General features: G+C 42.5%; 28 protein-coding genes and 1 other RNA gene. 18 read left to right on the top strand and 11 right to left on the bottom strand.

All coding sequences use genetic code 11. The features are described from left to right. Window positions 1-157 precede the first annotated feature (157 nt). The gene (locus Aso01_RS14490) at window positions 158-604 is read left to right on the top strand and encodes an ABZJ_00895 family protein (RefSeq protein WP_004935503.1); all 447 of its coding nucleotides are present in this window, start codon (window positions 158-160) and stop codon (window positions 602-604) included. 71 nt (window positions 605-675) lie between these two features. Then, window positions 676-1,581 (top strand): TIGR01777 family oxidoreductase, encoded by a 906-nt coding sequence (locus Aso01_RS14485; protein ID WP_004935506.1) that lies wholly within the window; start codon window positions 676-678, stop codon window positions 1,579-1,581. Here Aso01_RS14485 and Aso01_RS14480 read toward each other — a convergent pair. Both Aso01_RS14480 and hemB read right to left on the bottom strand, forming a co-directional pair. After that, window positions 1,578-2,705: an NAD(P)/FAD-dependent oxidoreductase gene (locus Aso01_RS14480; protein WP_039910017.1), complete on the bottom strand. Its 1,128-nt coding sequence runs from the start codon at window positions 2,703-2,705 to the stop codon at window positions 1,578-1,580. The genes Aso01_RS14485 and Aso01_RS14480 overlap by 4 nt on opposite strands. 29 nt (window positions 2,706-2,734) lie before the next feature. After that, window positions 2,735-3,748: a porphobilinogen synthase gene (hemB, locus tag Aso01_RS14475; RefSeq protein ID WP_004935513.1), complete on the bottom strand. Its 1,014-nt coding sequence runs from the start codon at window positions 3,746-3,748 to the stop codon at window positions 2,735-2,737. A 109-nt stretch (window positions 3,749-3,857) separates the two neighbouring features. Between hemB and Aso01_RS14470 the strand changes: the two genes are divergently transcribed. The 4 genes from Aso01_RS14470 (at window position 3,858) to Aso01_RS14455 (ending at window position 9,536) form a co-directional block, all read left to right on the top strand. Continuing rightward, window positions 3,858-4,355, top strand: a complete 498-nt coding sequence (locus tag Aso01_RS14470; RefSeq protein ID WP_004935516.1) for a thioesterase family protein — start codon at window positions 3,858-3,860, stop codon at window positions 4,353-4,355. Window positions 4,356-4,694: 339 nt separating this feature from the next. Continuing rightward, on the top strand, window positions 4,695-5,831 hold the full coding sequence (locus tag Aso01_RS14465; protein ID WP_004935518.1) for an HlyD family secretion protein: 1,137 nt from the start codon (window positions 4,695-4,697) through the stop codon (window positions 5,829-5,831). Window positions 5,832-5,837: 6 nt separating this feature from the next. Beyond that, window positions 5,838-7,370: a DHA2 family efflux MFS transporter permease subunit gene (locus tag Aso01_RS14460; protein ID WP_004935520.1), complete on the top strand. Its 1,533-nt coding sequence runs from the start codon at window positions 5,838-5,840 to the stop codon at window positions 7,368-7,370. 198 nt (window positions 7,371-7,568) lie between these two features. Then, a complete protein-coding gene (locus Aso01_RS14455; RefSeq protein WP_004935522.1) occupies window positions 7,569-9,536 on the top strand; it encodes a gamma-glutamyltransferase family protein in 1,968 nt (655 codons plus the stop codon). A 54-nt stretch (window positions 9,537-9,590) separates the two neighbouring features. Here Aso01_RS14455 and glpK read toward each other — a convergent pair whose 3' ends face one another. Then, on the bottom strand, window positions 9,591-11,078 hold the full coding sequence (glpK, locus tag Aso01_RS14450; protein WP_004935523.1) for a glycerol kinase GlpK: 1,488 nt from the start codon (window positions 11,076-11,078) through the stop codon (window positions 9,591-9,593). 130 nt (window positions 11,079-11,208) lie between these two features. Here glpK and ssrA point away from each other — a divergent pair. The 3 genes from ssrA to Aso01_RS14435 all read left to right on the top strand — a co-directional run bounded on the left by ssrA (window position 11,209) and on the right by Aso01_RS14435 (window position 13,912). Then, window positions 11,209-11,568, top strand: a transfer-messenger RNA (tmRNA) gene (ssrA, locus tag Aso01_RS14445). A gap of 174 nt (window positions 11,569-11,742) precedes the next feature. After that, window positions 11,743-12,900, top strand: coding sequence for a tyrosine-type recombinase/integrase (locus Aso01_RS14440; protein WP_004935527.1), 1,158 nt, complete (start codon window positions 11,743-11,745; stop codon window positions 12,898-12,900). Beyond that, window positions 12,866-13,912: an FRG domain-containing protein gene (locus tag Aso01_RS14435; protein WP_228127972.1), complete on the top strand. Its 1,047-nt coding sequence runs from the start codon at window positions 12,866-12,868 to the stop codon at window positions 13,910-13,912. Before Aso01_RS14440 ends, Aso01_RS14435 begins: the two co-directional genes overlap by 35 nt. Before the next feature lie 6 nt (window positions 13,913-13,918). On the opposite strand, the gene Aso01_RS15895 is transcribed toward Aso01_RS14435, so the two are convergent. The 8 genes from Aso01_RS15895 to Aso01_RS14400 all read right to left on the bottom strand — a co-directional run bounded on the left by Aso01_RS15895 (window position 13,919) and on the right by Aso01_RS14400 (window position 18,067). Continuing rightward, entirely contained in the window at window positions 13,919-14,089 is a 171-nt protein-coding gene (locus tag Aso01_RS15895; RefSeq protein ID WP_004935533.1) for a hypothetical protein, read from the bottom strand. 15 nt (window positions 14,090-14,104) lie between these two features. Further along, on the bottom strand, window positions 14,105-14,542 hold the full coding sequence (locus tag Aso01_RS14430; protein ID WP_228127973.1) for a hypothetical protein: 438 nt from the start codon (window positions 14,540-14,542) through the stop codon (window positions 14,105-14,107). Window positions 14,543-14,578: 36 nt separating this feature from the next. Continuing rightward, entirely contained in the window at window positions 14,579-14,821 is a 243-nt protein-coding gene (locus tag Aso01_RS14425) for a hypothetical protein (RefSeq protein WP_042065560.1), read from the bottom strand. A gap of 136 nt (window positions 14,822-14,957) precedes the next feature. Further along, entirely contained in the window at window positions 14,958-16,118 is a 1,161-nt protein-coding gene (locus Aso01_RS14420; RefSeq protein ID WP_004935547.1) for an ATP-binding protein, read from the bottom strand. A 2-nt stretch (window positions 16,119-16,120) separates the two neighbouring features. Then, a complete protein-coding gene (locus tag Aso01_RS14415; RefSeq protein ID WP_004935549.1) occupies window positions 16,121-16,405 on the bottom strand; it encodes a hypothetical protein in 285 nt (94 codons plus the stop codon). After that, window positions 16,405-16,851, bottom strand: coding sequence for a hypothetical protein (locus Aso01_RS14410; protein ID WP_004935551.1), 447 nt, complete (start codon window positions 16,849-16,851; stop codon window positions 16,405-16,407). The genes Aso01_RS14415 and Aso01_RS14410 overlap by 1 nt, the downstream gene beginning before the upstream one ends. A 216-nt stretch (window positions 16,852-17,067) precedes the next feature. Then, a complete protein-coding gene (locus Aso01_RS14405; RefSeq protein WP_004935556.1) occupies window positions 17,068-17,370 on the bottom strand; it encodes a hypothetical protein in 303 nt (100 codons plus the stop codon). A 16-nt stretch (window positions 17,371-17,386) separates the two neighbouring features. Next, entirely contained in the window at window positions 17,387-18,067 is a 681-nt protein-coding gene (locus Aso01_RS14400) for a LexA family protein (protein ID WP_004935558.1), read from the bottom strand. 123 nt (window positions 18,068-18,190) lie between these two features. Between Aso01_RS14400 and Aso01_RS14395 the strand changes: the two genes are divergently transcribed. From Aso01_RS14395 to Aso01_RS14355, 9 genes are read left to right on the top strand one after another with little or no spacing between them, the layout of a single operon-like run. After that, window positions 18,191-18,418 carry a YdaS family helix-turn-helix protein gene (locus Aso01_RS14395; RefSeq protein WP_004935559.1) on the top strand — a complete coding sequence of 76 codons (228 nt, stop codon included), beginning with the start codon at window positions 18,191-18,193 and terminating at the stop codon, window positions 18,416-18,418. 8 nt (window positions 18,419-18,426) lie between these two features. Continuing rightward, the gene (locus Aso01_RS14390; RefSeq protein ID WP_004935562.1) at window positions 18,427-18,783 is read left to right on the top strand and encodes a hypothetical protein; all 357 of its coding nucleotides are present in this window, start codon (window positions 18,427-18,429) and stop codon (window positions 18,781-18,783) included. Between the two features lie 60 nt (window positions 18,784-18,843). Next, entirely contained in the window at window positions 18,844-19,140 is a 297-nt protein-coding gene (locus Aso01_RS14385) for a hypothetical protein (protein WP_004935564.1), read from the top strand. Beyond that, window positions 19,137-19,973: a DNA adenine methylase gene (locus tag Aso01_RS14380; protein WP_004935567.1), complete on the top strand. Its 837-nt coding sequence runs from the start codon at window positions 19,137-19,139 to the stop codon at window positions 19,971-19,973. Before Aso01_RS14385 ends, Aso01_RS14380 begins: the two co-directional genes overlap by 4 nt. Continuing rightward, window positions 19,966-20,802 carry a YdaU family protein gene (locus tag Aso01_RS14375; RefSeq protein WP_004935572.1) on the top strand — a complete coding sequence of 279 codons (837 nt, stop codon included), beginning with the start codon at window positions 19,966-19,968 and terminating at the stop codon, window positions 20,800-20,802. The genes Aso01_RS14380 and Aso01_RS14375 overlap by 8 nt, the downstream gene beginning before the upstream one ends. Further along, window positions 20,799-21,545, top strand: a complete 747-nt coding sequence (locus Aso01_RS14370) for an ATP-binding protein (protein ID WP_004935574.1) — start codon at window positions 20,799-20,801, stop codon at window positions 21,543-21,545. Before Aso01_RS14375 ends, Aso01_RS14370 begins: the two co-directional genes overlap by 4 nt. Then, entirely contained in the window at window positions 21,542-22,207 is a 666-nt protein-coding gene (locus Aso01_RS14365; protein WP_004935577.1) for a hypothetical protein, read from the top strand. The genes Aso01_RS14370 and Aso01_RS14365 overlap by 4 nt, the downstream gene beginning before the upstream one ends. Further along, window positions 22,185-22,586 carry a DUF559 domain-containing protein gene (locus Aso01_RS14360; protein ID WP_004935581.1) on the top strand — a complete coding sequence of 134 codons (402 nt, stop codon included), beginning with the start codon at window positions 22,185-22,187 and terminating at the stop codon, window positions 22,584-22,586. Before Aso01_RS14365 ends, Aso01_RS14360 begins: the two co-directional genes overlap by 23 nt. Continuing rightward, window positions 22,586-23,074 carry a hypothetical protein gene (locus tag Aso01_RS14355; RefSeq protein WP_004935584.1) on the top strand — a complete coding sequence of 163 codons (489 nt, stop codon included), beginning with the start codon at window positions 22,586-22,588 and terminating at the stop codon, window positions 23,072-23,074. The genes Aso01_RS14360 and Aso01_RS14355 overlap by 1 nt, the downstream gene beginning before the upstream one ends. Window positions 23,075-23,110: the final 36 nt, after the last annotated feature.

Raw genomic sequence — 23,110 nt, 5'->3', positions numbered from 1 at the left:
AGGTCTCCGATTTATTGCGGATGCCGTGCAATTAAAATCGGTTGCTGCAGACCTTATACCCTTAATAACGAATGACCGACCAAAATGGTTGACAAGAACATGAAAAAAAATTGAAAAAAACATAAAATAAATTTTTATTGTTGATGTTGTGGTGTGCATGACTGCTTTACGCCGTTATTTTATCTGGTTTTTTCTGATCTGTTTACTGACTACCCTCATTGCAGGCGTAGTGGCTGCAATATTGCCAATAGGTGTGGGTGGAATAGTAACAGCCGTACCGTATTTGGTGGCTATGATTGCAGTGCTCTATCAGTTTTTAAAACGTGAAAAACGCGCCCCAACGCAGCAAGAACGAAAAAAACTGACTTTGGGTTTCACCTTAATTTTCTGGGGCTATAACTGCGCTGGCGTATTGCTGGGTTTGTATTTGTTTTCACGAAATGACCCAGAAATTATTCAAAACTTTTTACTGTATTTGCAACAACCTCAATTTGTGAGCCTGATTGCGATTATGGTACTGGTTTTGGCGATTCCACTGTATCTGATTACGTACTGGTTTTATGGTAAGCAGGCGCAACGTATGGCCGACAAAATGTTTCAGTAACAGGGTTTTAGTGGATCAATCGAGTGCGTTACACTCAAGCTTAAGAAGAGCAATAAGCAACGTGACAGACTATGAACCAAAAACTTCCAACACTTTTAATTACAGGCGCCTCAGGCTTTATCGGTAGCCATTTATTGCCTTATTTGCTGCATTTGAATTATCGCATTTATGCCCTGACGCGACATTTGGCGCAATCCTTTCAACATGAAAATTTACAATGGATTGACGATTTAAACCAGATCGATCAGCCTCTCGATTATGTGGTGAATCTGGCCGGTGAAAATATTGGACAGCGGCGCTGGACCAAAGCACGTAAGCAAGCCCTGATCGACAGTCGGATCAAGACCACACAACGTGTCTTTGAATGGCTGCTACAGCATCAGCAACAACCAAAGCGGATTGTATCGGCATCTGCCATTGGTTATTACGGCATTGATGAAAGTGAAACTTGGCAACAGGTATGCGACGAACAATCACCACCGCAGTCAATTTTCATGTCTGAACTCTGCCAGCAATGGGAAAAAACTGCGCTGTCGTATACGCAGTTTGATACCAAAATCATGCGCTTGGGCGTGGTATTTGCCAAAAATGGGGGAATTTTGCCACAGATGATGCTGCCAATTAAGCTCAATACAGTGGGTGTGATTGGTTCTGGGCGCCAACCTGTAGTCTGGGTACATATTGAAGACGTGCTGGCGATTATCGAATTTTTACTGCATGTGCAGAGTGAGCAAATTGTGTTTAATGCCGTTGCGCCCGATCACACCACGCAAAAAGCCTTTGTAAAAACCGCCGCTCAGCAAGTAAAACGCCGTCCGTTTCTCCCTGCACCGGCGTGTTTGTTTAAAACTTTACTGGGTGAACAATCACAACTTATTTTAAATGGCCAGTTTGTTGCACCCAAAGCATTATTGGAAGCTGGATATCAGTTTAAATTTCCAGCTTTAGCGCAGGCCCTGCAAGATATTTTCCCTTAAACGCTCAGCTCTATTTCGCTGCCCTGAAATAGTCGCTCGGGCGCGTATGGCTTTGGATCGGTGAAAGTGGGTTGATCAAGCATAAGCTGGCGTAACAAACGTGCAGAGGCTGGCCCCATGCACAGTCCATTTCGAAAATGTCCGGTGTTGAGCCAGAGATTTTCGATATTTGGCAGCATGCCGATATAAGGCACCCCGGTCGGCGAGCTAGGGCGCAAGCCCGCCCATCTTTTAATGACTGGAAACTGTGCCAGTTCAGGCACCATGTCTAAACAGGCCTCTAAAATACGTTGCTGTGTGGATGTGTCGGTGTCGGTGCTGTAGCCACAGTCTGCCATGCTCGAACCGCATACCACATGACCATCTTGTCTTGGAATCAAATACATCACCTGATTCATACACATGGTAGGTAACCAGTGCGCAGGCGTTTTAAATAACAGCATTTGGCCTTGTACAGGGCGTACCGGCAGACGAACGCCCAGTTGATCGCTCCAGAGTTGACTCCATGCACCCGTTGCCAGCACAAACTGGTCGGCGTGAAAAACTTGCCCTGTAGCACTCTTCATGGCCTGTATGCTGTCTTGGTCAAATATAAATTTTTCAATGGGTTGATCATCAAAAAACGCAACGCGTGGATGCTGTTTTAAATACTGCACAATCGATTGCAACAGACGTGGATTACGAATATTAGACAGCGCTGAAAAATAAATCGCGTGCTGATATTTATTGGCTATCCATGGATTAATCTGTTCAAGTGCATCACGCTCGACATAGTCAGCGCGTTGCGTAGGCTGATGAAAATGCTCGGCATAATCGAGCCCGATTTCAAAATCGGATTCATCGAAAATAAGCATGCCAGTATTGTGGATTTCAAAATCAATACCGGTTTGAGGCAGTAGCTTTTCATTCCATGTTTGGTACAAGTCTTTGCCATGCTGAGCAAGGGTATTGACCGCATGTGGATAGCGCCACGGATACATCGGTGACAATATTCCACCACCTGCCCATGAGGCAGCCTGACCGGCGCGCTGCTGATCAAAAATCGAGACCTGACAGCCGTGCTCGACCAGTTCCAAAGCGGTTAATAGGCCACTGATTCCAGCACCAATAATGGCAATATGCATGCTCATGTTCGATTCATTCACACGTGAGTTTAGTTCATCTCTTTAAGTTTTTGGGCTGCAACATCTGCAAAGTAAGTCCAGATTCCATCTGCACCTGCGCGACGACAGCTCATGAGTGATTCAAGAATCACGCTTTCGGATAACCAGCCATTTTGAATCGCACCTGCCAGCATGGCGTACTCACCACTGACCTGATAAATAAAAGTAGGCACGCCAAAGGTATCTTTGACTTCACGTACAATATCTAAATAAGGCATGCCGGGCTTAACAATCACCATGTCGGCGCCTTCTTGCAAATCCAGTGCAATTTCATGTAAAGCTTCGGCACGATTCCCTACATCCATCTGGTAATTGTATTTATTACCGCCTTTTAAGTTACTGGCCGAACCGACCGCATCACGAAACGGCCCATAAAAACTTGAGGCATATTTGGCTGAATACGCCATGATATTGGTATAGATAAAGTTATTTTGCTCAAGTGCCTGTCGAATTGCCCCGATACGTCCGTCCATCATATCGCTTGGTGCAATTACGTCGGCACCCGCAGCGGCGTGGCTTAACGCTTGCTTGACCAGACATTCTACGGTTTCATCGTTGAGTACATAGCCGGTGTCATCGATAATGCCATCTTGACCATGTGTGGTATATGGGTCGAGCGCGCCGTCGGTGATGAGCACCATTTCAGGTAGTTCTTTTTTGAGTAAACGACAGGTTTCTTGTACCAGACCGTCGTCACGCCAAGCAGCTTCAGCACTCAGGCTTTTGTCTTCTTGCGGGGTGACCGGAAAAAGAGCCAGCTTAGATACCCCAAGTTCGAGCAGCTGTTCAGCTTTTTTTAGCAACAGATCTGCCGACAAACGATGAATATTGGGCATACTTGGAATTTCTTGGCGCTGATTTTGGCCAGGCAATACAAATACTGGATAAATGAGATGATGAGGTGTCAGATGCGTTTCACTGACCATGGCGCGCAGTTGATCATTTTTACGGATACGACGCATGCGAGTTGCTGGAAAAGCGGGACGATTGAACGTATAAGTCATAACAATCTCAAGGTTCAGTATTAAACTTGTGGGATATTGTAGACCCATCAGCAGGCATTTGTACAAACTGAATTAGTGTTAACGCAGATTTATCGATATTGAGTGTTTTATGAGTGAATCAACAAAACTATGGACGGGGCATATTCATTTAGGTGAAGAAATTGACCTAAATGTAATTTTAAACCAGTTATGTCATGCGTTTAATCATTCGCCTTTCTTCTCTCACAATGCCATGACCATGCGGGTGGTCGATGGGCAAATTGAAGGTTATTTTGAAATGAAGCCCAGCCTGATTGGCAATGTTGCCTTTCAGATTTTGCATGGAGGGGTTGCCGCAACGTTACTCGATAGCATTGGTGGAATTGTCGCGATGGCAGAAGTTTATAAACGTACTGAAGCTGCGGATATGCCAGAGGCCATCAAAAAAGTATCACGTTTAGCCACTGTCGATATGCGTGTCGATTACTTGGCGCCGGGGCGGGGTAAATTTTTTATTGCGCGGGCGGAAACCTTAAGATTTGGTCGCAAAGGCTGCACCATGCGCATGACCATGTTTAACCACGAGCAAACCCCGATCGCTACTGCGATTGCCTCATATGCCTTTTAAATAGTCACCCAAAATCCACAAATCTGGGCCACAATTTTGAAGTGCTTTGCTGCGTGGTCGAGCGTTTGTGGGTTAAAAGCAGTACATCAGGTATCAGATTTATTCGAAATTTATTCAAAAAGACTAAGGGTCTGTATTCTCAATACATGCGGTTTTGAACGCTCAAGTTATTTTTTTATTCTCAGCATATGAAAAAAATAAGTAGAATTGCAAAATTTTGAAAATATCAATTGTCATCTTGCGTTTCTTTTAAGGTTCAGTTCAGGTTCTCTTCCTAGACTTAAAATTATCTTAAGAACATCGTGGCAATTTTTACTTGAGCTGATTTAGGAATACCCAATGACTGATTCTCCACAGGCTTCTGCATCCGATCAAAATGGGGATGCTTTAAAGGCGAAACGAAAGAAATTATTAAGTATTTTTGCTTTGGTGGTCATTGTTGCCGCGATTGTGTTTGGCATCTGGTATGTGTTTTTCAATCACACTGTGAATACCGATAATGCCTATGTGGGCGCTGACACTGCACAAATTACTTCCATGGTGACAGGGCAGGTGTCTGAAATTTTGGTCAATGATACCCAGCAAGTGCATAAAGGCGATATTCTGGTCAAAATTGATCCGCGAGATGCCGAAATTGCATTGGCAGAGGCCAAAGCAATGCTGGCCAAAGCACAGCGTACCTATCGTCAAACTGCTGCCAATGGACAATCTCTCAATGCACAGGTTCAGGTGAGTGATGACGGCATTGCCAGCGCACAGGCGCAAGTGTTAAAAGCACAGGCCGATTACAATAACGCCTTGGAAGAACTTAAGCGTCGTCAGGTATTGAGCGAATCGGGTGCCATTTCTAAAGAAGAATTAAGCACTGCCCAAACTGCATCGCGCACAGCCAAAGCGGCTCTTGATGTGGCCAAAGCCGCACTGTCGCAATCGCAATCGAATCGTAATGCAGCACAGAGCACATTCGATGCCACACAGGCATTGATTAAAGGCACTTCTGAAGCTTCTGCACCGGATGTACTGAGTGCGCAAACACAGGTTCAAAAAGCACAGCTAGATCTAGATCGTACCGTGATCCGTGCCACAGTCGATGGTGTGATTGCAGGTCGAAGCATTCAGGTGGGGCAGCGTGTTGCACCGGGTACTGTGCTGATGAAAGTTGTGCCAGTTTCGCAGCTTTATGTCGATGCCAACTTCAAAGAAAGCCAGCTTACTAAAGTACGTGTAGGCCAAGCAGCTACGCTGACCTCCGATCTATATGGCGATGACGTGGTATATCACGGAAAAGTCATTGGTTTTTCAGGCGGTACGGGTTCGGCATTTGCACTCATTCCTGCACAAAATGCCACGGGTAACTGGATTAAAGTGGTACAGCGTTTGCCGGTTCGTATTGCACTTGATCCGAACGAACTCAAACAGCATCCTTTGCGTGTGGGCTTGTCGATGGAAGCCACGATTGATTTGTCTAAGAAGTAAGTTCTCATGACAACCCAGATAAAAACTCCATTTGCTGAACTCAGCGGCGCACGACTTTTTCTGGCCGCCTTCGTGATTGCACTGTCAAACTTTATGGTGGTGCTCGATACCACGATTGCCAACGTTTCGGTGCCACACATTACGGGTAATCTGGCAGTTTCTGCCTCACAAGGCACGTGGGTAGTCACATCCTATTCGGTGGCCGAAGCGATCTGTGTTCCACTGACTGGCTGGCTGGCTAGCCGTTTTGGCACTGTGCGTGTGTTTGTCGCGGGATTAATCGGTTTTACCTTGTTTTCTTTTTTATGTGGCCTGTCGACCAGTCTTGAATTACTGGTGCTGTGCCGAATCGGGCAAGGTTTGTCGGGCGGCCCACTCATGCCGCTGAGTCAAGCCTTACTGATGCGAATTTTCCCGAAAGAACAACACGCGCAGGCCATGGGCTTATGGGCCATGACCACGGTATTGGGTCCGATTTTAGGTCCGATTTTGGGTGGGGTGATCAGCGACAATCTGTCATGGCACTGGATTTTCTTCATTAATATTCCGGTCGGAATTATTTGTGTGATGGCAACTTTACGGCTGTTACGTGTTGCTGAAACAGACACTATGCAATTGCGAATTGACCGAATCGGATTGTTTTTACTGGTGCTCTGGATTGGCGCGTTACAGTTAATGCTCGATTTGGGACATGAGCACGACTGGTTTAGTAGCAGTCTCATTGTAAGTTTTGGAGTAATTGCGGTACTCGGCTTTATTTTGTTTTTGATCTGGGAAATGACCGATCAACAGCCTGTTGTGAATTTGAGAGTATTTAGGCACCGAGGTTTTACCGTTTCTGTACTGGCGCTGGCCTTTGGATTTGGTGCATTTTTTGGCAGTATCGTACTCATTCCTCAGTGGTTGCAAATGGATTTGGGGTACACCGCCACATGGGCAGGCTATCTGACTGCTACTATGGGGATTGGTAGTATTACGATGTCGCCAATTGTGGCCAAGCTGGCCAGCAAGCATGATCCGCGCGCATTGGCCTGTTTTGGCTTGATCTTGCTGGGTGTTGTGACCTTGATGCGTGCTTTCTGGACATCCGACGCCGACTTTATGGCTTTGGCATGGCCTCAAATCCTGCAAGGTTTTGCGGTGCCTTTTTTCTTTGTACCGCTCTCGAATCTGGCGCTAGCAGCCGTCGAGCCACATGAAATCGCCTCGGCTGCGGGACTCATGAACTTTTTGAGAACTATGGCCGGTGCAATTGGTGCATCGATTGCAGTTACCTTATGGGATGACCACGCCATTGTGTCGCGCAGTGAGTTGGTGTCAAAACTACAGCCGCAAGAGGTACAAAATACCTTAACGCAAAATGGATTTAGCACCGAAACAGCGCTGGGCACTATTTCCAATTTGGTTGATAAAGAATCGATTACATTGGCCACCGATCATGTTTTCTTGGTGTTTTCATTGGTGTTTTTGGTGGCTGGTCTGATTATCTGGTTAAGCCCTAAACCAAAGCATATGATGGAAGGTCCACCGCCGCATTAAGTCATTTTTGTTTTGATCAAACGTGGTCGTATTGAGCCACGTTTTTATTGTTTAAGTAAAAAATAATAAAATTCAATAGTATAAAATAATATGCTAGAAAATTGATCGATTGATCAAAATACATTGTATTTTTTCTCCATATTGGCTTCATAATTGCTGACACAGGACGTTCGATAACAAGTAAAGCATGGAGATTCAATGCAAAAAAAATACACCCTGATTCTTGGCGGGTTTTTAAGTTTAGGATTACTACATGGTTGTAACGATTCTAATGATCAAGAACAAACTCAAAACTACACCATCACCGACAATAATCCCAATAGCTGTAATCAGCTCGCAAGTAATGGCTCAACGGTAGTCGTGGGGAGCGGGCAGGCAGGCGATCCATCAGCGCCTGAGCCAGCATCGGCTTACCGTTTGGGGCTTAAGGCCAAAACCTCAGATCAATATATGGTGGTTGCCAATACACCACTTGCGACCAAGGCTGGCTGTGATGTTTTAAAAGCCGGTGGGAGTGCAGTGGATGCTGCGATTGCTGTACAGGCAGTACTGGGCTTGGTCGAGCCGCAATCAAGTACCATTGCTGGTAGTGCATTTATGATGTATTACGATGCAAAAACTCAAAAAGTGACGGCATACGATGGTCGTGAAACGGCACCTGCGGCTGCCAATGAATATTATCTGGTTCGACAAAATATTGACGATGCCAGCTCATCAGCCCCTGTACCTAGCGCAAGACGCAGTGGACGTTCAATTGGGGTGCCTGGCGTGATGCGCATGCTGGAAATGGCACACAATGAGCATGGCAAACTTAAATGGAATCAGTTATTTGACAATTCGGTACAACTGGCTGAAGGTGGCTTTAAAGTACCGGGACGTCTAGCGGCAGCCATTCAAAGCAATGCAGCATCGTTAGCTCTCGATGCCAATGCAGTCAAAACCTATTTTCACCCAGATGGAACGGCCTACGCTGTGGGTGAAACCATGACCAATCAGGACTATGCCAGAACCATCCGTACGATTGCGGCCAATGGTGCACAGGCGATGTACTCAGGCCCGATTGCACAGGCAATTGTAAATAAAGCCCAGCAAAGCGTAGGCGATGATGCAGCCAAAACTCCGATTACGCCAAGCTTGATGACACTCAATGATTTGTCGAACTATCAGGCTAAAAAGCGTGATGCGATCTGTTTTACGTATCGTAGCCAGTATCATGTATGTACCATGCCACCGCCATCGTCAGGAGGGATTGCAGTGGCTCAGACGCTGGGAATTTTAGAGAATTTTGATCTTGCATCATATGCGCCAACACAGCCTGAAAACGAAGGCGGTGTACCAAGTGTCATGGGCGTACATTTAGTGTCTGAGGCTGAGCGTCTGGCGTATGCCGATCGGGATAAGTATGTAGCAGATACCGATTTTGTGGCTTTACCAGCACAAGGTATTAGCAGCATGATTGATAAAGCTTACCTGAAAAAACGCGCTGGATTGATTAACACTGAAAAATCGATGGGCGTTGCTACTGCCGGTGATTTTAATAGTAGTGCCGCAATTGATAAAACAGTGGAGCATGGCACCACCCAATTTACCATTGTAGATGCCTATGGAAACGTGGTTTCCATGACCTCTACAGTTGAATCGAGCATGGGTTCGTTCCATATGGTCGATGGATTTTTGCTCACCAACCAGTTAACCGATTTTAGCGCACAACCGATGGACAGTTCTGGCAATTTGGTGGCTAATCGTGTTCAGCCAAACAAGCGCCCAAGAAGTACCATGGCTCCAACATTGGTATTTAAGGGAACTGCGCCGGGCGACTTTTATATGGCTACCGGTTCACCGGGCGGTGGAACGATTATTCAATATGTGGTGAAAACCTTGGTGGGTGCGCTAGATTGGAAACTCGATGCACAGCAAGCGACCTCACTGGTAAATTTTGGCGCAACCAATAGTGCTACCACCAATGTCGACAGCTCTAATACATCGCTAGATTTAAAAGCGCTTGTGGCAGGACTGGAAGCCAAAGGCCATAAAATCAATTCCGCTGCGCAAAGTAGTGGTGTTGCTACCATTATGCGTATTGCTATGCAAAACCAAAAAGCGAAGTACGTTGGGGGTGTAGATCCGCGCCGTGAAGGTATCGTTTTGGGCAATGGTGCGTTGTAATCAAAAGCCTTTTTTAACTGTAAAAAAAGCTGCAATTCGTTGCAGCTTTTTGAATTAAATTAACTCAGATTTTGCGCGTTTCAGTGCCTGATTCCACTCAAACAATCGTGATTCACGTTGATCTTGCTGCATGGCAGGCTCAAAGGTACGATCAAGCTGCCAAGAGGCAGAGATTTCATCCAGATTTGAAAACACACCCGCTTTCAAACCCGCCATGGCAGCAGCGCCCCATGCAGTCGATTCAAGCATTTTGGGCCGAAGTACGGGTACATTTAAAATATCGGCCTGAAACTGCATCAGCATATCGTTCTGACTAGCGCCACCATCAACGCGTAATTCTTTAAGCGGTTGAGACAAATCAGATTGCATGGCACACAGCACATCCGAAACCTGAAAGGCAATCGCTTCAAGTGCAGCGCGTGCAATATGCGCTTTTGTGGTTCCGCGTGACATTCCACATAGTAGTGCTCGGGCTTCGCTGTCCCAGTGAGGGGCGCCAAGTCCGGTAAATGCAGGCACCAAAATCACGCCGTCACTACTTTTGACTTGCTGCGCCAATTGTTCGACCTGTGCACTGTTTTGAATAATTCCAAGTCCATCCCGCAGCCACTGCACAATCGCTCCGGCCATAAATACGCTGCCCTCAAGCGCATAGCGGGTTTGATTTTGGCATTGCCACGCCAAGGTAGTCAGGAGCTGGTTTTGGCTTAATTTGAGCTGGTCACCTGTATTGAACAGCATAAAACAACCAGTGCCATAGGTGTTTTTGGCTGCCCCTGCATCGAAGCACGACTGACCAAACAACGCAGCTTGCTGGTCACCTAAAATACCGGTAATGGGAATGGTACTGCCGAGTAAGCCGGGTGCCGTGTCTGCAACGTAGGCATCTGACGAAATAATCTTGGGCAACATTGGATGGGGGATATTAAACTGAGCCAGAAGTTGTTCATCCCATGTTTGTGTTGAAAGATTCATGAGCATGGTACGAGAGGCATTACTGGCTTCAATAATATGCTCGGCACCTTGGGTTAGATTCCATACCAGCCAACTGTCGATAGTGCCAAACGCCACATGGCCTTGTTCGGCCAGAGCACGAAGTCCGTCAATATGTTCGAGTAACCACACCAGTTTGCCTGCACTAAAATACGGATCGATGCGTAGCCCAGTTTTTTGCTGTACGGTATCCAGCATTTGCTGTTCGATTAAATGATTGCACCACGATGCAGCACGCCGATCTTGCCAGACAATCGCTGGCGCCAACGCTTTGCCTGTGCGTCTATCCCAAACCACAGTAGTTTCGCGCTGATTGGTTAGCCCTAAAGCTTTAATATCTTTGGCCAGAAGATGAGCGGAAGCCAACGCTTGTTGGATGACAGCAATCTGACTAGACCAGATCTCATTGGCATCTTGCTCCACCCAGCCAGAATGCGGTGTTTTAATACGGGTTTCGCGCTGAGCAGTGGCATGGATATGACCTTTTTCGTCAAAAATAATGGCGCGGCTAGAGGTGGTTCCTTGGTCGAGTGCAAGCAAGTAGCTCATATTTTTATAGTGATGGTCTTGAAAAATAAAATAGTAGCTCAATTATCAGGTTAAATACATGACTGCTGTTTAGTTGGTTATAAATTGCATAGCAATTTTTCAGGGTTGTGCTATAGTGTAAAACTCATCTGGGGATGTTATTGGCTTCGACGCTGGTGATGAAGCTCATAGATGCATGCCGAGAGCGCATTTTCTCTCGTAAATAAAATTTGCATTTTTATAGTCGCAAACGACGAAACTTACGCTCTAGCTGCCTAAGGGCAGCTTGTCCGCTTCCTAGAATACTTGTGGTTTAGGAACCCGACCGAAGCGCACGCACACAAGTCCGTATAGAGTCAAGCCTCGGGGCTTTATACCAAACTTAGAGGATCGCGCCTTGTACCCTGTTCGTCGGGTCGCTTGGTGTTAAATCAATAGACGATATCTAAGCATGTAGTATTCTCGAGTGTAGTGCTGGCGGACGCGGGTTCAACTCCCGCCATCTCCACCAAATACTTAGATCAAAGTTAATCACATACGATTAGATTTGATCAAAAAGCCTTAAATCTTAACGGTTTAGGGCTTTTTTAATGCCTTTTGCTTAGTCATTCTTAATTCACCTTGATCATTGATAATCAAACTTTATCACGATAAGCTGTTATACAAATGTTATACGGTATAACACATGCTTTCGGATGCTCAGGTAAAATCTCTAAAACCCAAAGAATTGCGCTACTCAGTGGCTGACGGTGAGGGCCTTAACGTTTCTGTATTTCCGAATGGAAAAAAGAAGTGGGTTTTGTCGTACCGTAAGAATGGAAAACAAAATCAAAAAATGCTCGGTGAATATCCCGAAATGGGATGTAAAGAAGCCAGGATGCAGGCAAGGCAATTAAAACAAGATATTCAAGGCAAAGTTGCAAACTCACCACCAGTCCATGAGGTTGTAAAAGAGTGGTTGGCAATCATGAAGTCTCAGTGGACCAGTGCGAAATATTACTACACCGTTGAATACCGGCTTAACTATCTTACGGAGGATATTAAAGATCTTCCAATTGATGAAGTTGAAAGAAAACATATATCCAAAAAAATTAAAGAGATCGTTGCAAAGGGCACATTAGAAACAGCAAACCGGGCATTAAGACTTGGTAAACAGGTTTTCGATTTCGCAATAGCTTCAGATTATACGGATCGCAATCCGTGCACACTGGTCGAGGACGTTATTCCAGATTATGAGTCTGATAGTCATCCATGTTTACCTGCGAGCGAAATGCCTGAGTTTTTTAAACGTATGCATGCAAGTCAATCAAGCTCGATAGTTAAGATAGCCATGCTTCTTGTTTGTTATACGGGTACACGTATAACAGAACTATTAAAAGCCCGATGGGATTCTGGTGAGATTGATTTTGAAAACAAGGTCTGGATTATTCCTGCAGATCGTATGAAAAGAAGAAAGGAATTAATGGTGCCATTAGTACCGCAAATCTATTCGTTGTTCAAAGAGCTAGAAAGTGTAAAAACAGATGAAGGGTATATCTTTAAAAAGCGTGGTAAGCCATACGAGCATATGACCTCTGAGGCTGTTTTAACCATGATCAAGCGCATGGGATATGAAGATACCATGGTGACACATGGCTTCCGATCACTTTTTTCTACACATGCAAATGAAAGTAAATTGTTCCGTGGTGAAGTCATCGATTATCAAATTGCTCATGTTAATAAATCAACTAAAGCGGATAAAACAAGTAAAATTTATAATCGTGCCGAGTATTGGGATGAACGAGTTGAACTTATGACTTGGTATGCGAATGAAGTGGAAGGATGGCTTAATCAAAATGCATAATAAATTTTATAAAAAATCGAAAATAAAAGAGGGATATTACGAATTAGACGTAGATTGTTTTGATGAATTCATTAATTTGTTAAGACCTGATACTCAGATTATTGATTTCTTAATGACAAGATTAAGATTAGAAAATGAGGATCAAGAGTATAATTCGGAATTTGATATTCTAAAGAATGTTCAAGTAAAGGAAAAATTAATATCAGATAAAAATATTATTTTTAGGGGACATGGAGACAGTATATGGGATTTAAAACCTACATTGTTTAGAGGTGAAAATAATAATACCTATAAATTTGATAACTTATTCTCAGAGCATGATAGAGAATACAAATTACTTAAGAAATTTCAAGATTCATGTGATCTTGCTGGAGTTCAACTTCCTTCAGATGGTAATGAACTCAGACAAAAGCAGTTTTTAAAGATTAACCAATATTTCGGTAGAGATTACAGTAGTCATAGTGCAACTGATTGGTTCAGCGATGATTTTTTTGAGCTTGCTGCATTTGCACAGCATTATGGCGTAGAAACTAGATTACTGGATTGGTCAAAAAATCCATTTGTGGCATGTTACTTTGCAAATTCTAGTGCTTTGAGCAAAAAATATGATTTAAACAAAAAAATAAGTATTTGGGTTTTAAATTACGAGAAGTTTCCAGATGAATTAGGTGATAATCTTAAAGTTCTTGATTTACCAAAAGGTATTAATCAGCATATTTCTCATCAACAAGGTGTTTTAACCTATATAGAAACTAATATGGCTATTTTGGTATCAATGATTAGTGATGGGGGTGTTAGTTTTGAACCACATTCTTTAAGCAAATTATTAGAAATCTTTAATTTCCATCATAGATTACTTAAAATAAATTTAAAATTTGACCACTTGCCAAAATTATATCGATACTGCAATGCTCATAATTTTAATGCTTGTCATTTATTTAGAGGAGCTTATGGGGCTGCAATACATACAAAAGATATTATAAATTATGAAAATTTTGAATACTTCGAATAAAGGCGCCTAATTAGCGCCTTGAATTTCTACTTTGATTTTTTCAACTGATTGTGAAGTCCATCCTTTATAGGTTTTGGACTCTCGATCTGGTGGGTATTTCTCCAAATAGTATTTTTTAAATGTATTTGGAGCCATACCAAGCTCTTTAGCTAACTGTCTTAAAGAATACCAAGACATTTTAATCTCCTTTTATTACTTCAAAATCGGCACAATATTTTCTTGGTACCAAATTTCAAATTTGGCTTTATCTTCATCAAAAATCGATTTTTGCTTTTCAATGTTCTGCCGATGCTCTGATATAGATTCGGGAAAAGGTAGGCTTTTGCGATCAAAGAATGCTTGAGCATCTTTATACATTTGATATGTTGGATCATCTGCCTGTTCAAAAGTATTCAATAACCATTCATTACGCATTTCATCATCTTGCTCAATCAATGCCGAGCCAATCGCTGTCATGGCATTGTTATGCATTGCTATCATTTGGCAGTGCTTGAGCTCAGTTAGATCATTCATGAACATGAAGCATTCTGATAGTTCAGCAGTTAATTCAACCTTCACACCATTCTTGGCTGCATCACGCAAGATTTGCTTTTGACGTTCATACCAATCCCAGCGCTCCCGGGGTTTCATGTCGTTTAGTTGTTTTGGGAATATCATCGCATTGCCTCACAAATCATCATATTCTGGATATTCATCGTAGAAAGCTGCCACTGGGTCTTTGCCTTTTTCCCAATCTTCTAGCCAAGCCTCTTCGTCAAAATGGCTATTTCCTGTATGTGCATCAAATAAACCGCTAAGAATTGATAGAAAATCTTCTTTAGACATTTTGCTTTTCATAACTTCACCTTTTGAGAATAATTTTGCGCATAAACATGATTTATTTAAATTTATGCGCAAATAGTTGCTCATTTTCTCCAACGCGCTTCTTTAAACTTTGCATCACAAATCAATGATTCGATTTCTGATGCATTCACATTTTCAAAGATGTGATCCATTTTTCTGCCGAACACAATGAGTGTTCTGGACTGCGACGAGTATCTGAACTTCAAGAACTAACTCCCCGTTGTTGGATTTGCTTTATCTCTTTTTGCACAGCGTTTAACTGCGAAACTTCAATCTGCATGAGTGAATCGATTCCTAAGTGCTCACACACAGTACGAGTATCGAGTCCACGCTCAGCAATGAATTCTTGGAGCTGGTCGCGCTGAGCGTCAGAGATTCCTTTGAATTCAGGAGGGTTTATCCATTTGTTACGCTCTTTGTCGAAAGTACACTTCATAGATTCAGCTTGCGCTTTTAACGCTTGGCGCATGCTTTGATAGTAGGCGTGCTCTTTATCTAATGATTCGGTGAGTTGGTTTAAATCACCAGCGTGATTGGCTTCTAAACAAGATTGCTTAAAATTGTTCAATTCTGCTTGTGCTTTGATTTCAGCAGCTTGAACAGGTGTCAATGTGTTGATGTGGTCTTTAGCCTGCTTTAGTAAATCAGCTAAAAAAGTGGGTGAGCGTAAAAGTTCAGGAACAGGTACCTGTCCCGTGCAAATATCTTCACTGCCTTCAATTTTCTGGATAAAGCCTAGACGACCCGAGTTCTTACCATGGTGTGTTGGTGATGGATTAAACAAAATCGTACGTATTGAATCTCCATTTTGGTCTGTTGTGGAGTGGAGATATCCCATCACATCAGCCATACGATAAAGTAAGTTTCTGTTCTTGCCCGCAAGATCCGGGCGATAAACTTTTAATTTTTCCTTGCCGGCTTCTTCTTCAACAGCATGTGCGATAAAAACAACGTCTTTACCCAGCGATTGCCATTTTCGAACCATGTTCATAAATTTGGTACCAGCTAGGCCCTGTGCTTTTAAAGTTAGGGTTTTATCACGCTGTAGATTGTCACTATTTTTGGAAAGCTGATCCTTGATTGAATCCAGCATAGCGCCTACGGTGTCAGCGACTATTGTGTTGAACTCTGAATAAAAGTCATCTTTTAAGTTCTCAAGATCAAACCAGCTATCCATACGGATGATTGTTCCGCGTCGCAATTCCGCAGCTACACGATGTTGACCTTTATCAAAATCAAAAATTACAGGCTTGTTTGCTGTATGTGCAATCGCGCTTTTACCTAGACCGGGATCGGTATATAGATAACAAATCACGCTTTCAACGAGTAATGTTTTTTCAGGAGTAAATACTTGAATAGCCATTTTTATAACCCCTTATTATATTTAGCATTGTTATATGCAATGCGTTGATTAGCGGAATAACGGTCACGTTGAAAGCAAGGTTTGCTAAACATGATTGCAGCAGCTTTACGTCTTTGAAATTTACGTTCACGCTCTGCATCAATTGCTTCAAGTTTTTCGCGTAAATCAGAATTAAGATTTTCGAGTTTTAACAGCCAGTGCACATAACTTGGTTTCAGCTCATTGAGTGGCGTGCCCTTAAATTTCCCGAAGTTGATTACTTCTGGTGATTGGATAGAAGAGACCATCACACACCCCCTAAGTGATTTTTCTCAATGTGGGTTTCAATGAGAGTGTTGATATTTCGATGATCTTCACTGACAGTGAAGTCGTTGTATTCGTGGCCAGAGAGCGAGGTGATACGATCAATCGCAAGATTTGTGATTTCAACCACTTCGCGTGATGAACATGGCACACCTAGATCATCGTTGTGAGTTGCAAAGTCGAAGCTTGTGTAAACAAAGAAACCATCAAGCTTAATGACTGCTTTACCTGAGTGTTTGCTATCAAGCGTGATTGCAGCAATGCCGTAATTAGAAGGCTGGGTAATAGGGAAAGTAGCGCGAGGCTCTTTTTTTTCGGTGACAATGGCATATGCGCCAGACAAGCCGAACAATAGGGCAGAACCCACAGCAACATGCTTTAAGCGAAGCTGTATGCTCGGTCTGTTGTGATTTATTGTGTTTTGTTCCATAATGAACTCCATCGTATAAAAAGCCCTGTTTGATGTGAGAGTCGGCGGGGCTTTTTGTTGTCTTGATGAAATCAATATAGTTAAAACTATAAATACAGTCAATAGTATCAACTATAAAATATAGTTATTTTTATAAATACATTTTGTTTCTAGCGAAAAAAATCCGACAGAATGCCGGATTTGGTATTTTTTATATAATTAAAATTTTAATAACAATTACTTATTTGAATAGGTCTCTAAAAAATCATCAATCCATTCTTGAGCTGTCTCTAGGTTTGTTATGTCGGTGAGCTTTAAATTTGTGTTTTCTGCTTCATTGACACCTTCAATTATTGCTTCAAAGATATTCGCTTCAGCTATGATCTCGCGCGCCATTTCGGATGCATCATAACTTTGCTTACCCTTTTTAAGTGCTGCTATTTGTTTATCGATCGCAGCACCAATTTTTGTTAATGCTGCTTTAAATTCTTGTTTATTGATAGATAAAGCAGTTTTAGTTTTGTTCAATGTTGCGATCATGTTCTTTCCTTATAAATTAATATTTGAACAAACGATTATGGGCCACTACAACACCAATTATAGATATTTCAATTTGAGTGGAATTAAGGGTAGGAAAATCAGGATTTAAAGGTACGAGTTCAATAACATCAACACCAAATTCATTTATGCCAATCACTCTATATTTTTTAAAAGTCGTTCTAGCTAAACCATGTTGAATCTCTTGTGCAATTACCAATGAACCTGGTTTGGCCTCCAAAGAACCATCAACAACTATTTCATCACCAGGTACAAACTCAGGAGCCATGCTTAAGCCTTCTACTTTCAAGGAAAAAACACATTCAGGACGTGCCCCTTCGTAAGTTGTCCAGCTTGTTCCAAGAGGATTGAGTCCATCATAACCAACTTCATGAAACAATCCAGCTTGCACATAATCCAGCAAAGGAATTGCACGCAAAGGTGTATCAACAAAACTTACGTTACTCTCAAGCTTATATATTTTACTTTTCTGAACATCGGATTGTTTACCATCTTTTAGCCAATCTAGATCTACGTCTAAAAATTTAGCAATCTCTGGCAAAAAAGCTGACTTCTTTGTTTTACCCGATTCAAGTGCTTGATATGTAGGCTGCTTAATTCCTGCTGCTTGGGCAACTTCCTCTTGATTTTTGTTTGCCTTTAAACGTGCTTCTCTTAAACGCTCAGCCAAAGTATTCATATGATTTGCCTTAATAACCCATCTATATTTTATAGTTATGACTATAGCTATTCAAATAGTTAAAACTGTTGACTTTAAATAGTTAAAACTATAAATTAACTATAAAATATAGGAGTTCAATAGATGAATATTGAATTAATCGAATTGTACAAAAAAGTTGTAGAACACTTTGGTTCTCAAACTTTGACAGCACAGGCTCTTGATATTGAGCAACCTTCAGTTTGGGCTTGGGTTAATGGTAAAGCGCGCATGTCATCAGAAGTAGCGCTAATCGTCCAAGAGAAAACCAACGGTAAGTTCAAATATAAAGAACTATTCCCTTCCAGAAAGAAAGGCCGACACGCGGCATAGGAACCTTTATGAGCAAATTATCAATTGATTCCAGTGCAAGAGCTAGAAACATACACTCTCTCGTTTTGCAAAGACTTGGCGTCGTAGTTAACAGCACACTTGCAGAAGAACTTGGACAAGATGGTCCTTGGTTATCAAAGTTCAAAAATGAAAGAAAAAACAATGGCTTAACCGATCTTGAGACAGTTTGTGTTTTATTGGACAAGCTTGGTTTGAAAGTAATACCCGAGCAATATCAATGCTATGACAAGCAATTAATCGATTCAATTTTCTTTTTAGCACGTCTATCGATGAATAGAGCATCAGAAATTAACGACTTTCAACACACGGCAATAGCGCCTCGATTGGAAGAATTTGGATATTAAAAAACCGCTATCTGTGCGACCAGAAGCGGTTTGTATTCATTAATCTGAGAGATCAAGAACATGACAAATTTACCAAATAACAACCAAGCCTACAAGCAGTTGCAAGAAATTCAGTCATATCACGAGCCAGCAATGGTTGTATTCAATGAAGTCATCGAGCGTAAGCGTCAAAACTTACGTTCGAAAAACTACGATGTGAATAACGCTGCAGCGAGTAAATACGAAATTGCTGAAATCTACGCGCGTTATTTTCGCGTTACCCAATACATGGGGATGGAGATCATTAACAGTCTGATTCGTGCTGGAAAAGTTGAAGGCTTCAGTGGCTATGTGAAAGCTAAGGCGGGTGATAAATGACGAGCATGAATCATCCATTAATTCGCTACCATGGTGGCAAGTTTCGCATTGCCGATTGGATTATTTCAAAATTTCCAGCGCATAAAACATATGTTGAACCATTCGGTGGCGGTGGTTCAGTTTTACTTTGCAAACCTCAAAGTAACATTGAAGTTTATAACGACATCGATAGCGAAGTTGTAAATCTGTTTCGCGTACTTCGAGATCCAAAGCAATGCGAGCAGCTCAAACAATCAGTTCACTTGACGCCATTCTCGCGCGAAGAATTTCACGAAGCATATGAAGAAACAGATTGTGCGGTTGAGAAAGCGAGAAGAATGATTGTTAGAGCACAAATGGGTTTTGGTTCTGCGGGTGCAACCAAAGGCCATACAGGATTTAGACTTGCTGGTGGACGTCAGAAAAACTACGAAATTAACTTGTGGGATCAATATCCGCAACGAATTGCCAAATGTGCAGAGCGATTCAAACAGTGTGTGATTGAGAATCAGGAAGCATCAAAAGTTATCAGCTTATATGACGCAGAGGATACATTATTTTTTGTAGATCCGCCTTATGTGAGAAGTACCCGAACTGCAAATGTGGTCGCGTATCGGCATGAAATGACCGATGCAGATCATGAGCAGCTACTTGATCAACTTATCAATGTGCAAGGCTCAGTGATTATTACTGGATACGACCATGACTTGTATAACCAGAAGCTTTCGACGTGGACCAAATTCACTAAATCAGTTCAGGCTTCAGGCCGTTTAGGTGGTGTAACACGTAAGGAATGCCTATGGGTAAGTCCTAAAGCCCAGTCACAAGATTTATTCGGAGGAATCCATGTATAAGTACCTCCATCACATTGGTGATTTCATGGTTGACACTGCACACCTTACACCGCTTGAGGAGTGCTTTTATCGCCGTGCAATAGACCTGTATTACTTAAATGAAAAACCATTACCCAAAGAAACCCAGTCGGTTTTTCGTCGGTTACGTGCAATAACCCAAGAAGAAAGAGAAGCAGTGATAAATGTGCTTCAGGATTTTTTTGTTGAACAGGAAGATGGTTTTCACAACAAACGTTGTGATGCTGAAATTGCTGAATATCAATTGAACGCTAACAAAAATCGTGAAAATGGTAAAAAAGGTGGCCGTCCACCTAAGAAAAAACCAGAAGATAACCCTAATACAAGCGAAATGATTATTAATGAAAACCCAAAAGAAACCCAGTCGGTTATTTTGGGTTCTCAAAGTGAAACCCAAAAAAACCTTAACCGTAAACCGTTAACCGATAACCATATTAATAATACACACACACTAAGCGCGGACGAAAATCAAAACGAGTCTTGGAAACCGGATTCAAATATTTTGATCAATGTAATTCGTGAAAGCGTAGGCATACAAGCTCAGAAAGTTCTCGATATGCCTGATTACGAATTTCATCTCGGTAATTTCAATGCTTACCGTGAAGACAAAACTGATCTCACTGAAAACCAACGCACACGCAAGTTTGCACAGTGGTTGATTCAAGAGTTCAAGAAAGCTAAATCATCTGGTCAACCAAAAAATCAAAGCAAGTCTAATTCGACTGTCAGCCGCAACGTCAATGATGCGCATGGTGACATTCCTGATTACGCACCTGCGGTGGACAACGTAAACACTGAGGGCCTTGTATGAACGCGATGCACAAACAATTTCAATTTGAAGTTCAGCATGCAGATGAAATTTGCGCTGTACACAACGAGCTGAAAGTCCTCATGTTCGGACGTACAACTTGCCCATCGTGTGCAAAAGAACTTCTCGAAAGATCACAGATTGAACACGAAAAAGCTGTGAACCAGATGGTTCGTGAAAAACACTTTGCTGGATCGATGATTCCTGAGCGCCATGCTCAAAGTGGTTTTAACAATTACGATGTCACGCACCAGGAACAACAGATTGCCAAAGCTGAATGCGCTCAGTTCACAAGAGATCAGAATGCGGGTAAGACAAGAAATCTAATCATGACCGGACGCACGGGTACTGGTAAAACGCATCTAGCGTGCGCTGTGGCCCGAAATGTTTTAAACGCAGGCAAGTACGTCAGATACATCACTTCGGCTGATATGGCGAATCTGATAGCGAATGCGTGGACAAAAGCGGATGACTCAGAAGCGGTAGCAATCTACCGATTCACTGAATACGATTTATTGATACTCGATGAATACGGTTTGCATGATCAGCATGAGAAAAAACTCGAGCTGGTGCACAAGGTTTTATATGCACGTTACGACGCCAAAAAATCGACCATGTTGATTTCAAACTGGACGATAGAGCAGCTCAAAGAAAACTTGGGCGATCGCTTGTGGTCACGTTTTCAACACGATGGTTTGACGATCGTGAATTGTAATTGGGCTGATCAACGGTTAGGTGGTGTATGAGTAAGCTAACACATCGCCAACTTTGTGAAATAGGATCTCGATTTCTAAAGCGTCCTGAATCAGCTAATGGACATGGTTGTCACTTCACTGTAATTGAACCAACTTGCTATGGCGAAAATCCTGATGTGTTCGGTGTGCGTCATGGGATGCACGCTGCAGGTGTTGGAACCTTTTTACTTGAAGCTAAAACAAGCCGATCCGATTTTCTTGCTGATCGTTCAAAACCACATCGTATCAATCCTGAAATTGGTATGGGTAAGTATCGCTATTACATATGTCCGACCGGATTAATTAAACCTGAGGAACTTCCAGAGAAATGGGGGTTAATTTACGTCAATGACAGAGGCAATTGCAAAGTAGTTGCTGGTGTGTTGTCTGCGCCAAAAATCAAATATTACTGCCAGTGGTCCAAGAAAAACAAAAGCCATTTTGACCACAAGGTGGTTGAAGAAAACTTTAGAACAATGGCATTTGAAGAAAGAAACATTCAAAACGAAATGAATCTTTTAACACTGGCATTGGCCCGCATTCAGGATCCAGAAAAGATCTTATATATGCAGCGAAATTACACACGTTTAGAGCAACGCAATCATGAGCTTTCTCATGAGTTACATAGCCTTCAGCGTGAGGTGAGATTACGTGACTTCAATCAGCCTCGCTGAGTACCGCTCTAAATTTCCAATTAAGAAGGGTAAAAAGCGCCGTTCAGTTAAAGGTCAAAGAGTACAGAGCGAAGGTGAAGTAACAATGGCCAGAGATTTAATAGCACAGAAAATTGGGTTTGAACAGGAATACAAGTTTCATGCAGAGCGTAATTGGCGGGCTGATTTTTTGATAACAGGAACAAAAATTTTAGTGGAGGTGGAAGGCGGGATTTGGAGTGGTGGACGGCATACAAGGGGTAAAGGCTTCATAGCAGACATGGAAAAGTACAACGCGGCGGCGGTGATGGGTTTTAAGGTTTTACGGTTCAGTACGGAACAAGTGAAAAGCGGTTTGGCGATTAGGCAGATTGAAAATTTGGTGAGAGGTGGCTTGTGATGAATGTAGCAGTGACAATAATGCAAACAACGGATTGGTCAAAATTCAGTTTTGAGGGGTGGTGTCGTCAGCTCGGGGCTTGGATCAATGGCGATAATGAAACGATGGTAATGGTTGTTAAGACTATGCCGACAAAACGTATTACGCAGAAGCAGCGTGAAAGACTGCTTGCAATGTACATGGCAGATGAGAAGTTAAAAGATCGTTTGTGTGTACAGCGTAAAGGTACATGCTGTGAGTTGAATGATAACGAAGCGCGGGCTATTCAACGTCTAATTATGGATATTCAACTTGTTGAGGATGAAATTTTACAAGATTGGATATCATCGATTTGGTCACATCATGTTATGGGTAATTCATTGCGTGATATCGCAAAAAGTAGCGATACGTCAGTGAACCAGATCCGACAAGATTTAAAGTGTGGATTGGCATACATCAAAAGCCGTCATTCTTATTTCACCTTTGAAACTTTTGAAAAAACTGCTTGAGTGTGCGCACGGGGTATGGCATATTTGTGATAACTT

The sequence above is a fragment of the Acinetobacter soli genome (assembly GCF_000760595.1).
In the GTDB taxonomy this organism is placed as follows: Bacteria; Pseudomonadota; Gammaproteobacteria; order Pseudomonadales; family Moraxellaceae; genus Acinetobacter; species Acinetobacter soli.
Note: the sequence above shows the minus strand (reverse complement) of the source record. Positions and strands in the feature narration are given on the sequence as shown.

What these genes read in the sequence shown, in the direction of transcription:
- Aso01_RS14490 (WP_004935503.1), top strand. Translation starts at nt 158, where the DNA reads ATGACTGCTTTACGCCGTTATTTTATCTGGTTTTTTCTGATCTGTTTA.
- Aso01_RS14485 (WP_004935506.1), top strand. Translation starts at nt 676, where the DNA reads ATGAACCAAAAACTTCCAACACTTTTAATTACAGGCGCCTCAGGCTTT.
- Aso01_RS14480 (WP_039910017.1), bottom strand. Translation starts at nt 2,705, where the DNA reads ATGCATATTGCCATTATTGGTGCTGGAATCAGTGGCCTATTAACCGCT.
- hemB (WP_004935513.1), bottom strand. Translation starts at nt 3,748, where the DNA reads ATGACTTATACGTTCAATCGTCCCGCTTTTCCAGCAACTCGCATGCGT.
- Aso01_RS14470 (WP_004935516.1), top strand. Translation starts at nt 3,858, where the DNA reads ATGAGTGAATCAACAAAACTATGGACGGGGCATATTCATTTAGGTGAA.
- Aso01_RS14465 (WP_004935518.1), top strand. Translation starts at nt 4,695, where the DNA reads ATGACTGATTCTCCACAGGCTTCTGCATCCGATCAAAATGGGGATGCT.
- Aso01_RS14460 (WP_004935520.1), top strand. Translation starts at nt 5,838, where the DNA reads ATGACAACCCAGATAAAAACTCCATTTGCTGAACTCAGCGGCGCACGA.
- Aso01_RS14455 (WP_004935522.1), top strand. Translation starts at nt 7,569, where the DNA reads ATGCAAAAAAAATACACCCTGATTCTTGGCGGGTTTTTAAGTTTAGGA.
- glpK (WP_004935523.1), bottom strand. Translation starts at nt 11,078, where the DNA reads ATGAGCTACTTGCTTGCACTCGACCAAGGAACCACCTCTAGCCGCGCC.
- Aso01_RS14440 (WP_004935527.1), top strand. Translation starts at nt 11,743, where the DNA reads ATGCTTTCGGATGCTCAGGTAAAATCTCTAAAACCCAAAGAATTGCGC.
- Aso01_RS14435 (WP_228127972.1), top strand. Translation starts at nt 12,866, where the DNA reads ATGAAGTGGAAGGATGGCTTAATCAAAATGCATAATAAATTTTATAAA.
- Aso01_RS15895 (WP_004935533.1), bottom strand. Translation starts at nt 14,089, where the DNA reads ATGTCTTGGTATTCTTTAAGACAGTTAGCTAAAGAGCTTGGTATGGCT.
- Aso01_RS14430 (WP_228127973.1), bottom strand. Translation starts at nt 14,542, where the DNA reads ATGAAACCCCGGGAGCGCTGGGATTGGTATGAACGTCAAAAGCAAATC.
- Aso01_RS14425 (WP_042065560.1), bottom strand. Translation starts at nt 14,821, where the DNA reads ATGAGCAACTATTTGCGCATAAATTTAAATAAATCATGTTTATGCGCA.
- Aso01_RS14420 (WP_004935547.1), bottom strand. Translation starts at nt 16,118, where the DNA reads ATGGCTATTCAAGTATTTACTCCTGAAAAAACATTACTCGTTGAAAGC.
- Aso01_RS14415 (WP_004935549.1), bottom strand. Translation starts at nt 16,405, where the DNA reads ATGGTCTCTTCTATCCAATCACCAGAAGTAATCAACTTCGGGAAATTT.
- Aso01_RS14410 (WP_004935551.1), bottom strand. Translation starts at nt 16,851, where the DNA reads ATGGAACAAAACACAATAAATCACAACAGACCGAGCATACAGCTTCGC.
- Aso01_RS14405 (WP_004935556.1), bottom strand. Translation starts at nt 17,370, where the DNA reads ATGATCGCAACATTGAACAAAACTAAAACTGCTTTATCTATCAATAAA.
- Aso01_RS14400 (WP_004935558.1), bottom strand. Translation starts at nt 18,067, where the DNA reads ATGAATACTTTGGCTGAGCGTTTAAGAGAAGCACGTTTAAAGGCAAAC.
- Aso01_RS14395 (WP_004935559.1), top strand. Translation starts at nt 18,191, where the DNA reads ATGAATATTGAATTAATCGAATTGTACAAAAAAGTTGTAGAACACTTT.
- Aso01_RS14390 (WP_004935562.1), top strand. Translation starts at nt 18,427, where the DNA reads ATGAGCAAATTATCAATTGATTCCAGTGCAAGAGCTAGAAACATACAC.
- Aso01_RS14385 (WP_004935564.1), top strand. Translation starts at nt 18,844, where the DNA reads ATGACAAATTTACCAAATAACAACCAAGCCTACAAGCAGTTGCAAGAA.
- Aso01_RS14380 (WP_004935567.1), top strand. Translation starts at nt 19,137, where the DNA reads ATGACGAGCATGAATCATCCATTAATTCGCTACCATGGTGGCAAGTTT.
- Aso01_RS14375 (WP_004935572.1), top strand. Translation starts at nt 19,966, where the DNA reads ATGTATAAGTACCTCCATCACATTGGTGATTTCATGGTTGACACTGCA.
- Aso01_RS14370 (WP_004935574.1), top strand. Translation starts at nt 20,799, where the DNA reads ATGAACGCGATGCACAAACAATTTCAATTTGAAGTTCAGCATGCAGAT.
- Aso01_RS14365 (WP_004935577.1), top strand. Translation starts at nt 21,542, where the DNA reads ATGAGTAAGCTAACACATCGCCAACTTTGTGAAATAGGATCTCGATTT.
- Aso01_RS14355 (WP_004935584.1), top strand. Translation starts at nt 22,586, where the DNA reads ATGAATGTAGCAGTGACAATAATGCAAACAACGGATTGGTCAAAATTC.